Below are 11,474 nucleotides of genomic sequence, written 5' to 3'. Positions count from 1 at the left end.
GTGTATTATTTATATTTATTTTGAGAAATATGTCAGTTTTTGTTGTGACTAACTTGTATATTTAATTTTATGGCTCAATCCTCTTCGAAAGATTTCATCTTTAATTAGCGCAACAAAATCAGGGCTTAATTTTAATTCATTTGCTTTATGATATGATTCCAGTAATAGCTCATCTGACAAATGCTCCATAATTGCAGCCCTCCTATTAAAAGTAAATTTGATAGAATGTTTTACAAGATTTAAACTAGTTATAACTTATCATGATTTAAAAACTAGAACAAGATGTGAGTTATCTACATTCGTCTGTAGATAACTTGTGGAAAAGAAGGGAAATTTGCTTTTAAACCTAATGATTACACTGTTGATATTGTGAATATAGTTATCCACAGTGCGATAATTGAGGGAATTTGTCGAACGATTTTTGCATTAATAACGTGATTTTTACATATTTCTACCTTAACTAACATAAATATGGTATTTTAATACTCGTAGGTTTTTCTTCTTAGCATAGTGGATGTGCTAGAACTGATATAATCTAGTTACTTTACTTATATAATTACCAAAAAAACTACTGTATAAACCTAGAATAGGATAGTATATACAAGAGAATACGTGAATGAAGAGGTGTAATTGTTGTTAAATCGTTTTTTACCCAATGAACATGTGAAGAATATTTTCGAGGTTAGACCAGAAGTATTAAAAGAGAAAGGAATTAAAGGGATTATCACAGATTTAGATAATACGTTAGTGCCATGGAATGTAAAAAGTGCTACTCCTGAAGTAATTGAATGGTTCAAACAAATGAAGGATAATGGCATTAAAGTAACTATAATATCGAATAATAAGGAAGAAAGAGTCAAAATGTTCTCAGAGCCACTCGGGACACCGTTTGTGTTTAGTGCAAGAAAGCCATTACGGAGGGCATTTAAAGTAGCTGCAAGGCAAATGGATTTACAAAAAGATGAGATTGTAGTTATCGGCGATCAATTACTTACTGACGTATTAGGTGGAAATTCGGCAGGTTTATATACGATTCTAGTCGTTCCGATTGTACAAACTGATGAGAAAATAACACAATTCAACCGGAAGATTGAGCGGAAAATTATGAATTATTTTCGAAAGAAAGGTTTAATTAGTTGGGAGGATTAATATTGGAAGCTATATATTGCATGGGGTGTGGCGTAGAAATACAGACCGAAGACCCTAAAGGATTAGGGTATACACCCAAATCATCATTAGAAAAAGAGAATGTATTATGTAAGAGATGTTTTCGTTTAAAACATTATAATGAAATCCAAGATGTTTCAATTCAAGATGATGACTTCTTAAGAATGGTTAGTTCTATTCGAGATAGGAAAGGGTTAGTCGTACATATTATCGATATATTTGATGTGAATGGGACGATGATTGAAAGTTTACCTAGGATTGTTGGTAATAATCCTATCATTTTGGTTGGAAATAAAATGGATTTATTACCAAAATCAACAAATCAACAGAAGTTAATTCATTGGTTAAAAAAATCTGCCAAAGATGCTGGACTAAAAGTACAAGATGTTTTTCTAATTTCTTCTGCAAAAGGATTTGGAATAGACGAATTAACTGAACAAATTGAGAAACTGAGAAATAAACAAGATGTATTTATCGTAGGGACAACAAATGTAGGAAAGTCCACGTTCATTAATCGATTAATTAAACAATCTGTAGGTGAAAGTGATGTAATTACAACATCTTATTTTCCAGGTACAACATTAGGATTTATTGAAATACCATTAGATGACGATTCCGTTCTAATTGATACACCTGGAATTGTAAATCAGGAGCAAATTGCTCATTATGTTTCTGATCAGGATTTAAAAGGTATTACACCGACTAAAGAAATCAAGCCACGTGTTTATCAATTAAATGCTGAACAAACCTTGTTTTTTGGGGGACTTGCTCGAATCGATTTTATTAAAGGGGATAAGCAGTCCTTTGTTTGTTATTTTGCTAATCAATTGCCGATTCATCGAACAAAGTTAGAAAAAGCAGATGACCTATATGAAAATCACGTTGGAGAACTATTGTCACCACCAGACGAAGAAACGAAAAAACTGTTGCCCCAATTTATAAATACTTCCTATCGTCTTGCAAATGAGAAAACGGATATTGTTTTTCCAGGTCTAGGTTGGGTAACCGTAAATGGAAATTGTACAGTAGTTGCCCATAGTCCTAAAGGTGTCAACGTTTCAATTAGAAAATCACTGATTTAGTTTGGGGGAAGAGGGGATGGAATATAAACTAGGCCTATTAGGTTATCCAATTAGTCATTCGTTGTCCCCATGGATATATAATCAATTTTTAAAACAAGAAAAGATAAAAGGGACATATACTATTTTTGAAGTTGAAGAAAACCGTTTAATAGACCAAGTTAACAAAATGAAGGAAAAGAACTTTAACGGTTTTAATGTTACTGCACCATATAAAGAGAAAATTATCCCTTTATTGGATGAATTGGATGTTTCGGCACAAAATATTGGAGCAGTTAATACTGTTCTAATTAAAAACGGACAACTCACTGGTTATAATACAGATGCTGTAGGATATTTGCGGTCTCTGGAACAATATTTTCCGCATTTAAAACAAGATAAACAACAAAAGATATTAATAATAGGTGCAGGTGGAGCCGCTAGGGCTATTTACTACGGGTTAAATCGTGCTGGTTATATAAGTATTGATCTTACAAATCGGACACTCGAAAAAGCTCATGCAATTACAAAAATAAAATCTGTAGAAACTAAATCATCAGTCATGTCATTAGAAGTAGCAGAAAAACAATTAAAAGAATATGATTTGGTTATTCAGACGACTAGTGTTGGGATGAAACCAAGATTAAATGAAATCCCAATTACATTAGATGGAATACGTAGTAGAACAATTGTTAGTGATATTATTTACCAACCAATCTGGACGAAATTCCTTACTGAAGCAAAGGCATTAAATGCATCTATCCATCATGGGCATACGATGTTACTCTATCAAGCTCAATACGCCTTTGAAATATGGTTCGGGAAAAAGCCAACACTAAAACAAATGGATGAACAATTAAAACGAATTTTAGAAGGGTGATTATATTTATGCTTACAGGCAAACAAAAGAGATTTCTTCGTTCGAAAGCACATCATTTAAAACCAATATTTCAAGTTGGGAAAATTGGGGTAAATGAAAACATGATCGTTCAAGTAAACGAAGCATTAGAAAAGAGAGAATTAATTAAAGTTAGCATTTTGCAAAATTGCATGGATGATAAAGATACGGTGGCAGAGGAATTAGCTGAGGGTACTGGTGCTGAGATTGTACAACTTATCGGAAACAATATTGTATTATATAAAGAATCAGAAGAACATAAGCAAATACAACTTCCATAATAAAAACTAGTACGAAAGGAGTTTTCATGAAACGTATTGGTATTTTAGGTGGAACATTCGATCCACCCCATATTGGACATTTAATTATTGCTGAAGAAGTGAATCAAGCATTAGATTTAGATGAAATTTGGTTTATTCCGACCTATGAACCTCCACATAAAGGGCGAGCTAGTGTAAGTGTTGAAAATCGGATTGAAATGCTTAAGTTAGCCATTGCGGATAATGAGTCATTTAAACTTAATACAATTGAAGTTGATAGAGAAGGCAAATCATATACGTATGACACGATGCTTTTGTTGACTAATAAGTACCCGGACTCAGAATTTTACTTTATAATTGGAGCAGATATGGTCGAGTATTTACCAAATTGGTATAAAATTGATGAGTTAATGAAGTTAGTTACGTTTATTGGGGTTAAACGGAGTGGATACTCCTTAAATACAACGTATCCAATTAGAGAAGTTGAGATTCCAATGGTTGATATTTCATCGTCATTAATTAGAAAAAGACAAAAAGAAAAAGGGACGATTCAATATTTAGTTCCTAAGTCTGTATATACTTATATAAAGGAGCATAGTTTTTATGAATAAACAAGATGCCCTTTCCATAGTTGAAACCCATCTAACAAAGAAGCGATTTGAACATACTGTAAGAGTTGCTGAAACAGCAGTAACTCTTGCCAATTTATATCAGGTATCTGCTAAGAAAGCAGAAATTGCAGCGATTTTTCATGATTATTGTAAATACCGTTCGTTAGAAGAAATGATGCGAATTATTGAAACTTCTTATTTACCGAAAGACTTACTTTTATATCATCATGAACTTTGGCATGGTCCTGTTGCATCCATTAAAGTAGAAGAAGAATACGGAATTACGGATGAAGAAATTAAATCTGCGATATATTGTCATACAACGGGAAAAGCACATATGGGTAAACTAGATCTGATTATTTTTGTAGCAGATTACATTGAACCAGGTAGAAGTTTTCCAGGACTAGAAGAAGTTCGTGAAATGGCTACAACTGATTTACTAAAAACTGCTTGGATGATTTCTAGAAATACGATAAACTTTTTGATGGAAAAGAAAAATCGGATTTATCCTGATACATTTCATGCATATAATGATTTAACGAGACTTTTAGATGGAGGTAATCATTTTGAACAAAATGCCATTGGAAATATTGAAACTAGCAGCGGAAGCATGTGATGATAAACGAGCTGAGGATATTGTTGCCCTAGATTTAGCTCAAGTATCTTTAGTTGCTGATTATTTTCTTATTTGTCATGGAACAAATGAACGTCAAGTTCAATCTATTGCTAGAGCTGTTAAAGATCAGATGGAGGAACATAATGTTTCAGTTAAGCGGCTAGAAGGATTTGAACAGGCAAGATGGGTTCTAGTTGACTTAGGGGATGTTGTTTGTCATGTATTTCATAAAGATGAGAGAAGCTATTACAACTTAGAGCGTTTATGGGGAGATGCCCAACACGTACCACTAGAGGTGGGTAATTAATAAAATGGCTTATCAATTAATGGCAAACTTATATGACCGCTTTATGGAAGAAGCACCATACGATAAGTGGGTTCAATTTACAGAATCGATAATTAACAGAAACAATCTACATGTATCTAACATTGTTGATCTCGGGTGTGGAACGGGAGAGATAACCGTACAATTATCGGAAAAGTATTCGATTACCGGTGTTGATTTCTCCACGGATATGTTGGCTATTGCAGAGCAAAAAGCAATGGAATCAAAACAGAAAATTGATTGGGTACATCAAGATATTCGAAATTTGAGTGGCTTAAGCGGGTATGACTTAGCAGTTAGTTATTGTGATGTCATCAATTATATAACATCAGAATCTGACGTTCAAAAAGTGTTCTCCAATGTATATGAACTATTAAATAATAACGGAATATTTATCTTTGATGTGCATTCGTTATCTCATGTAGAAGATAATCTAATTGGACATACCTTTTCAGATGTTAATGATGAGAGTGCATATGTGTGGTTTTGTTTCGAAGGCGATGAACAAGGAGAAATGATTCACGATCTTACCTTTTTCGCGTATAACGGAGAAAACTATGAGCGATTTGATGAAACTCATTATCAACGAACATTTTCGGTACATGTTTATAAAAATTTGTTAGAAAAATGTGGATTCGAAAAAATAAGTTTTTACGGGGATTTTTCATTAGAAAATGAATTTTCGTTAGAAAATGCCGAGAGAATCTTTATTATTGCACAAAAAGGACAAGGATAATGTTATTTCCTTGTCCTTTTCTCATTTTGCTTATCAGATATTCTTTCAGTATGATGGTGTCATAAGCATGATAAAGGTGTGATCATATTGATTGAATTACTCCGAAAAAATATCGTAATTGCAGTCATCTCCCTCGTTGCAATTCTAATTCTATTCTTTCAATTAATAGATAAGGATGAATCTTCTATCGCAATTCTAACAGAGGAACCTATTTCTCAAGATAGGAATGTAGAAGAAAAAGATATTCCAGACCAAATAATAGTCGATATTAAAGGAGCAATACATCAGCCAGGGGTTTATGAAATGGAGCCTAATTCTCGTGTGAAAGATATTGTAGATAAAGCAGGTGGATTTACGAAAGATGCGAATGAGTATGAGATTAATTTAGCTCAAAAACTATTTGATGAGATGATTATTATTGTACCGAAGATGGTGGAAGGAGATAAACAATCTAATACAGCCTCACAATCGAATAAGATTAGAATAAATTATGCTTCAGTAGAAGAAATAGAAACACTCCCAGGAATCGGTCCATCAAAGGCTAATGCGATTATTCAATATCGAGAAGAACATGGCTATTTTCAGAAGGTTGAAGATCTATTACAAGTTTCAGGTATCGGTGAAAAAGTTTTAGAAGCCATAAAAGAGGAAATACAAGTACCGTAGTTAATTGACGATTCATAAAAATGAAAGGTAAACTAGATATTATAGAGAGGGGAGTAAATGTCATGGAACGAATATCATGGAACCAATATTTTATGGCGCAAAGTCACTTGCTCGCATTACGTAGTACATGTACTAGATTAATGGTCGGAGCAACGGTTGTACGCGATAAACGAATTATTGCTGGTGGCTATAATGGGAGTGTCTCAGGTGGTGTTCATTGTGTTGATGAAGGGTGCTATGTAATTGATGGACATTGTGTTCGAACAGTCCATGCTGAAGCAAATGCTCTTTTACAATGTGCAAAATTTGGGGTGCCTACTGAAAATGCGGATATTTATGTTACGCACTTTCCTTGTCTTCAATGTACAAAACAATTAATTCAAGCGGGTATTAGGAAAGTATATTATGCAGAGAATTATAAAAACCATCCGTATGCAATACAACTATTTGAAGAAGCTGGTGTCGAAATGGAAATGGTAAAACTTGATTATTTGGCGATTGATATGGCTTATAAAGAGAAAACTGAAGTCGTTCAACAATTATTGGAATTAGTACAAGATAATTCCTCAACAGAAATAGACCAATTAACAAAGAAGGCAAATGAATTATTCAATGTTTAAGGTAAAGTAAAATGAAAGGTTATTGCTATATTTTAGCTCTAAGTGTGTTATGTAGTATTTTGACAACAATTTTTAATAGCATTTATATTGGTATCTTATTTCTAATCTGGATTAGTTACTTATTTTATATGAAACGAATAGGGAAGCTCTTATATTTTGTTTCCCTATTCTTCTACATATTTTTCTCCTTATATGTCCCTTCGATAGAGTTACACCAACATTCAATTACTCCGACAGAATTAACATTACATGGAGAAATTACTAGTCCAATTACCTCCTCTAATCATTTCCTACAATTTGAATTCCGAGAAAACAATTCTAACCAACTCATTCAAATCATGACCTTTGACGATGATAACTATTCATATAAGACAACTAGCATTCAACACGGGGCTGAATGCCAGATAAAGGGAATATTAAAAAGCCCAGAAGGAAGTAGAAATCCGGGACAATTTAATTATCAAGCATATCTCGCCTCTAATCACATACATTATCAATTCGAAGTGTCAAAGTTGGAAGATATTGCTTGTCATCAAAAATCTAATTTAAGTATCCTTTATAAAATTCGCGAATCTTTAATACAAACTATCTCTAATAGATTTTCAAACTTTACCAGTAGTTGGATTAGGGCGTTAGTAATAGGAGATGATCAGGATATTCCCGAGGATGTGATAGAGCTATTTCAAAGATGGGGTCTATCGCATATACTGGCTATTTCAGGTTTACATATTGGGTTAGTTGTAGGACTACTATATTTACTAACGATAAAAATAAATCTGTTAACGAAAGAGAAAGCAACAACGTTAATTATTGTGTTTTTGCCCATTTACGCCGTCATTGCAGGAGGGGAGCCTTCTGTATGGAGAGCTAGTATAATGATTTTATTAGGTCTTATATTGAGAAAAATGAAATCCAGATTTACTATAATAGATATAATTAGTATTACATTCATACTCCTTGTTTTGGTGAATAGATTTATTATATACTCTGTCGGATTCCAATTTTCTTTCATTGTTACATTCAGTATTATATTATCTAAAACATGGTTACTAGATAGTAATTCGTATATGATGCAAATGTTAAAATTAAGCTTCATTTCCCAGTTTATCATTACACCGTTACAAATGTTTTACTTTTTTCAATTTAATCCTCTTTCCATTTTTCTAAATTTAATTGTTGTTCCTTATTTCACTTTTTTTGTTATCCCACTCATGTTCTTATTTATCATAATGATGATAGTTCCATTTTTGTATCCGATTATTGATAAAGTATTTACATTCATTCATGAAGAGTTATTTTTAGTAGCTTTAAATTTGATTGATCATTATTTATACTTTCCATGGTATACCGGTTATACAACGCCCTTCTTTTTCATTGGTTATTATATTCTACTGTATCTTTTAATGGGTCGAATTCAAGGTGGGAAAAAGAAACAGGCTTTTTATTTCGGCGTTATGTTAATTGTGTTACTGCTCTCTAACGTTGTAAAGCCATATTTAACACCGACAGGCCAAGTGACAATGCTTGATGTGGGTCAGGGTGATGCAATCATTATTGAGCTACCTTTTCGTAAAGGAGTCATTGTAATTGACGCAGGAGCAAAGGTTTCGTTTGAAGATAACACCATTTCTGATTCAAATTATTCTCGAATCATAAAACCGTTTTTACAGTATCGTGGGATTCAAACCATTGATGCTATTTTTATAAGTCATGAGGATGTGGATCATTCAGGTAGTGTTCCGTTCCTAATTCGAGATTTTCAAGTGGAAGCCGTGATTGTAAGTGATTATTATCAATTAGATTCTACTTTGTTAGAGGAAATTCAAAATAAAAAAACAGAGCTTCATCGAGTGAAAAGTGGGCAAGAAGTAAATATTGAAGGGAAAATGTTTAAAGTGCTTTCACCATGGGTAGATAGAAATAGTAGTAATGAAAACTCTTTAGTTGTTCAAACGGTGTTAGGAAACAAAAGTTGGTTATTTACCGGAGACATCGAAGAACAAGCCGAATCTGCGTTACTTCGAAATTATCCTCATCTAAAAATAGATGTGTTAAAAGTTGCTCATCACGGGAGCAATACATCTTCAATTCCTGCATTTATATCTAGTATCAGTCCAAGGTATGCGTTAATATCAGTAGGTGAAAATAATCGGTATCAACATCCTTCAGAAGAAGTCATTGAACGATATAAAGAAGAAGGAACGATAATATTTCGTACTGATCAACTAGGTGCAATTATGTTTCGTTTTACAGAAAAAGAAGGAACATTTTATCATTATCAACCATAGTCTAATATAGAATTGGAATTAAAAATAATAAAAGAGACAGGTAAATTCCAGTCTCTTTTATTACGTATTACCATATGTACTTCTTTTACGAACCAATTACGCTAATTGTTACCCCAATAAAAAATATTAAAAGAAAGAAAACTAACGAAAATCCGAATCCTTTAATGGAATCAACTACATCATTATTTTTGGATTGTGGATCTTTTTCAAATTCATTCATAGCTAACCCTCCCATTTCAACCTTAGTATAAATTAATTACATAAAAAAATCCACCAATGATACAAAAAAGTCATATTTTATTTGCATTCCAAAATTAGAAAGACTTAACAACTATACTTTTAGGCTGGAAGGGTCATGCTATAAATGAACAAAAAATATCGTTTATCATCCTGTTCCTAGGGCATGATGGTAAACGTTTATATAGATAGGGAGGGAAATTTCTTATCCCAAATTTCCCTCTCAAGGTTTTTCTTGCTATTCACCGTTTGACGGATTACCATTTAACTATATCATATTTGGAGTGAATAGCATGACTTACAAAGAGGTTGTCAAACAAATAAAAAAACAAAATATACCAGAGGTCATTTTATTATATGGCACAGAAAACTATTTTATCCAAAAAATTACGGATTTATTAGTTAAACAAGTGTTATCTGATGAAGATAATTTGTCTACATATGACTTAACAGAAATATCCATTCAAGAAGTTATTGCGGATGTAGAAACATATCCTTTCTTTGGTGATAAGAAATTAATTATAGCAACTAATCCGACCTTTCTTAAGGCTAAACCGGACAAGCTCTCCTTCGAACATCAATTGGAAGTACTTGAACAATATTTAGAAATGCCAGTGGATTATTCCGTTCTTGTTCTTGTTGCACCATATGAAAAAATTGATGAACGGAAAAAGATTAGCAAGTTATTAAAGAAAAAAGGTCTTGTTGGGGAATGTAACCCAGTAAAGGAATATGAATTAAGAGATTGGATTAAAAATTTATCATCACAACTAAATATAACGATAGCGGAAGAAGCTTTTGATGTATTTGAAAACGAATTATCTACAGATTTAAATATCATCGAAAAAGAACTTGAAAAAATCTCACTCTATATTGGTGAAGGTGGTGTAGTTACAAAGGAAATTGCGGAGGAGTTACTTTCTCATACGATTACTAGTTCTGGGCTGCGCTTAGTTGATTCCGTAATGGACGGGGATTTAGCAAAAGCAATTAGAGTATATAAAGATTTAGAGAAGATGAAAGAGGAACCAATTGCATTAATTGGTCTTCTCGCATTTCAATTTCGGACTATACTCCGAGTAAAATTACTGAAGCAAAAGGGCTATAGTTCTGGACAAATGCAAAAACAAATTGGTGTTCATCCCTATGTTATAAAAATAGCGATGAATCGTGAAGCGAAATTTTCGGTGGAAAGACTGGAATACATCATGGACCAATTAGCAGAAACCGATGCCATCATGAAACAAGGAAGAATGGAAAAAGATTTAGCGTTTGAATTGCTATTATATAATCTCATTAAGAAATAAGTTTTTTCTAAGAGATTATTTCGTTTTAATCTAATAAATAGTAGATAGAAACTGTGCGGCTAGTATTATGGTTTGGAGCATTATANTTATTAAACATTTATAGAAAACTAACTATATTTAGAAAATCCAACCTAGCGCAGGCAGAATACGGAGACTCCAGCGGGAATAGCACGAGTCCGAAGACCCCGCAGAGGTGGTTTTTCCTCGAGGAGGCTGAGGCCGTGCCCGCGGAAAGCGGAGTATTCTGCCGGAGCGGCATCGTTGCACTATCCAAATTAATTAGGGTTAATTTTACAGTAGATACCGCACAGTTTCTATCAAATGGGCACCGAACTGTACGAAGGTGTAAGAATCCAGCCAAAAATAAAAAAACGATCCGTTTATGGATCGTTTTTTTTATTAGGCACCAAGACCGTTAACTTTTTTAGTTAAACGACTTTTTTGACGGTCCCCAGCATTTTTGTGAATAAGTCCTTTTTGAACTGCTTTATCAATCTTTTTAATCGTAGTAGGTAGCGCTGATTTAGCGTTTTCTACGTCATTTGCTTCAACAAATTTTTCAACTAACTTCACTTGTGAACGCATTTCAGATTTGAATGATTGGTTTTGAGCACGTTTTTTATTGTTTACTCCAACACGTTTAATTGCGGATTTAATATTAGCCATTGTTTCACCTCCTAGAGAT

Annotated in this window: 15 protein-coding genes; 12 read left to right on the top strand and 3 right to left on the bottom strand. The window is 33.2% G+C overall.

The genetic code is table 11. The features are described from left to right. Nucleotides 1-48: 48 nt before the first annotated feature. Nucleotides 49-189, bottom strand: a complete 141-nt coding sequence (locus tag IEV35_RS05540) for a sporulation histidine kinase inhibitor Sda (RefSeq protein ID WP_188383704.1) — start codon at nt 187-189, stop codon at nt 49-51. Between the two features lie 444 nt (nt 190-633). Here IEV35_RS05540 and IEV35_RS05535 point away from each other — a divergent pair, with 444 nt between their 5' ends. From IEV35_RS05535 to IEV35_RS05485, 11 genes are all read left to right on the top strand, one after another. Continuing rightward, entirely contained in the window at nt 634-1,149 is a 516-nt protein-coding gene (locus IEV35_RS05535; protein ID WP_188383703.1) for a YqeG family HAD IIIA-type phosphatase, read from the top strand. A 2-nt stretch (nt 1,150-1,151) separates the two neighbouring features. Continuing rightward, on the top strand, nt 1,152-2,249 hold the full coding sequence (gene yqeH / locus IEV35_RS05530; protein WP_188383702.1) for a ribosome biogenesis GTPase YqeH: 1,098 nt from the start codon (nt 1,152-1,154) through the stop codon (nt 2,247-2,249). 16 nt (nt 2,250-2,265) lie between these two features. After that, a complete protein-coding gene (gene aroE, locus IEV35_RS05525; RefSeq protein ID WP_188383701.1) occupies nt 2,266-3,105 on the top strand; it encodes a shikimate dehydrogenase in 840 nt (279 codons plus the stop codon). An 8-nt stretch (nt 3,106-3,113) separates the two neighbouring features. Further along, nucleotides 3,114-3,404: a ribosome assembly RNA-binding protein YhbY gene (gene yhbY / locus IEV35_RS05520; RefSeq protein WP_188383700.1), complete on the top strand. Its 291-nt coding sequence runs from the start codon at nt 3,114-3,116 to the stop codon at nt 3,402-3,404. Nucleotides 3,405-3,430: 26 nt separating this feature from the next. Continuing rightward, complete coding sequence (locus tag IEV35_RS05515; protein ID WP_188383699.1) at nt 3,431-3,994, top strand: nicotinate-nucleotide adenylyltransferase; 564 nt, start codon at nt 3,431-3,433, stop codon at nt 3,992-3,994. Next, nucleotides 3,987-4,610 carry a bis(5'-nucleosyl)-tetraphosphatase (symmetrical) YqeK gene (gene yqeK / locus IEV35_RS05510; RefSeq protein WP_188383698.1) on the top strand — a complete coding sequence of 208 codons (624 nt, stop codon included), beginning with the start codon at nt 3,987-3,989 and terminating at the stop codon, nt 4,608-4,610. Before IEV35_RS05515 ends, yqeK begins: the two co-directional genes overlap by 8 nt. Then, a complete protein-coding gene (gene rsfS, locus IEV35_RS05505) occupies nt 4,570-4,917 on the top strand; it encodes a ribosome silencing factor (RefSeq protein ID WP_188383762.1) in 348 nt (115 codons plus the stop codon). Before yqeK ends, rsfS begins: the two co-directional genes overlap by 41 nt. 4 nt (nt 4,918-4,921) lie before the next feature. After that, a complete protein-coding gene (locus tag IEV35_RS05500) occupies nt 4,922-5,671 on the top strand; it encodes a class I SAM-dependent DNA methyltransferase (protein WP_188383697.1) in 750 nt (249 codons plus the stop codon). A gap of 87 nt (nt 5,672-5,758) precedes the next feature. Further along, entirely contained in the window at nt 5,759-6,337 is a 579-nt protein-coding gene (locus IEV35_RS05495; RefSeq protein ID WP_188383696.1) for a helix-hairpin-helix domain-containing protein, read from the top strand. 62 nt (nt 6,338-6,399) lie between these two features. Continuing rightward, nucleotides 6,400-6,957: a ComE operon protein 2 gene (locus tag IEV35_RS05490; RefSeq protein ID WP_188383695.1), complete on the top strand. Its 558-nt coding sequence runs from the start codon at nt 6,400-6,402 to the stop codon at nt 6,955-6,957. Nucleotides 6,958-6,968: 11 nt separating this feature from the next. Continuing rightward, nucleotides 6,969-9,245, top strand: coding sequence for a DNA internalization-related competence protein ComEC/Rec2 (locus tag IEV35_RS05485; RefSeq protein WP_268237910.1), 2,277 nt, complete (start codon nt 6,969-6,971; stop codon nt 9,243-9,245). 85 nt (nt 9,246-9,330) lie between these two features. Here the strand turns inward: IEV35_RS05485 and IEV35_RS05480 are convergent, their stop codons facing one another. Further along, complete coding sequence (locus tag IEV35_RS05480; protein ID WP_188383693.1) at nt 9,331-9,465, bottom strand: YqzM family protein; 135 nt, start codon at nt 9,463-9,465, stop codon at nt 9,331-9,333. Nucleotides 9,466-9,775: 310 nt separating this feature from the next. Here IEV35_RS05480 and holA point away from each other — a divergent pair, with 310 nt between their 5' ends. Continuing rightward, nucleotides 9,776-10,789 carry a DNA polymerase III subunit delta gene (gene holA / locus IEV35_RS05475; protein ID WP_188383692.1) on the top strand — a complete coding sequence of 338 codons (1,014 nt, stop codon included), beginning with the start codon at nt 9,776-9,778 and terminating at the stop codon, nt 10,787-10,789. A gap of 399 nt (nt 10,790-11,188) precedes the next feature. Here the strand turns inward: holA and rpsT are convergent, their stop codons facing one another. Further along, nucleotides 11,189-11,455 carry a 30S ribosomal protein S20 gene (gene rpsT, locus IEV35_RS05470; RefSeq protein WP_188383691.1) on the bottom strand — a complete coding sequence of 89 codons (267 nt, stop codon included), beginning with the start codon at nt 11,453-11,455 and terminating at the stop codon, nt 11,189-11,191. Between the last annotated feature and the right edge of the window lie 19 nt (nt 11,456-11,474).

The sequence above is a fragment of the Ornithinibacillus halotolerans genome (assembly GCF_014637405.1).
Taxonomy (GTDB): domain Bacteria; phylum Bacillota; class Bacilli; order Bacillales; family Amphibacillaceae; genus Ornithinibacillus; species Ornithinibacillus halotolerans.
Note: the sequence above shows the minus strand (reverse complement) of the source record. Positions and strands in the feature narration are given on the sequence as shown.

What these genes read in the sequence shown, in the direction of transcription:
- IEV35_RS05540 (WP_188383704.1), bottom strand. Translation starts at nt 189, where the DNA reads ATGGAGCATTTGTCAGATGAGCTATTACTGGAATCATATCATAAAGCA.
- aroE (WP_188383701.1), top strand. Translation starts at nt 2,266, where the DNA reads ATGGAATATAAACTAGGCCTATTAGGTTATCCAATTAGTCATTCGTTG.
- yhbY (WP_188383700.1), top strand. Translation starts at nt 3,114, where the DNA reads ATGCTTACAGGCAAACAAAAGAGATTTCTTCGTTCGAAAGCACATCAT.
- IEV35_RS05515 (WP_188383699.1), top strand. Translation starts at nt 3,431, where the DNA reads ATGAAACGTATTGGTATTTTAGGTGGAACATTCGATCCACCCCATATT.
- yqeK (WP_188383698.1), top strand. Translation starts at nt 3,987, where the DNA reads ATGAATAAACAAGATGCCCTTTCCATAGTTGAAACCCATCTAACAAAG.
- rsfS (WP_188383762.1), top strand. Translation starts at nt 4,570, where the DNA reads ATGCCATTGGAAATATTGAAACTAGCAGCGGAAGCATGTGATGATAAA.
- IEV35_RS05500 (WP_188383697.1), top strand. Translation starts at nt 4,922, where the DNA reads ATGGCTTATCAATTAATGGCAAACTTATATGACCGCTTTATGGAAGAA.
- IEV35_RS05490 (WP_188383695.1), top strand. Translation starts at nt 6,400, where the DNA reads ATGGAACGAATATCATGGAACCAATATTTTATGGCGCAAAGTCACTTG.
- IEV35_RS05485 (WP_268237910.1), top strand. Translation starts at nt 6,969, where the DNA reads ATGAAAGGTTATTGCTATATTTTAGCTCTAAGTGTGTTATGTAGTATT.
- IEV35_RS05480 (WP_188383693.1), bottom strand. Translation starts at nt 9,465, where the DNA reads ATGAATGAATTTGAAAAAGATCCACAATCCAAAAATAATGATGTAGTT.
- holA (WP_188383692.1), top strand. Translation starts at nt 9,776, where the DNA reads ATGACTTACAAAGAGGTTGTCAAACAAATAAAAAAACAAAATATACCA.
- rpsT (WP_188383691.1), bottom strand. Translation starts at nt 11,455, where the DNA reads ATGGCTAATATTAAATCCGCAATTAAACGTGTTGGAGTAAACAATAAA.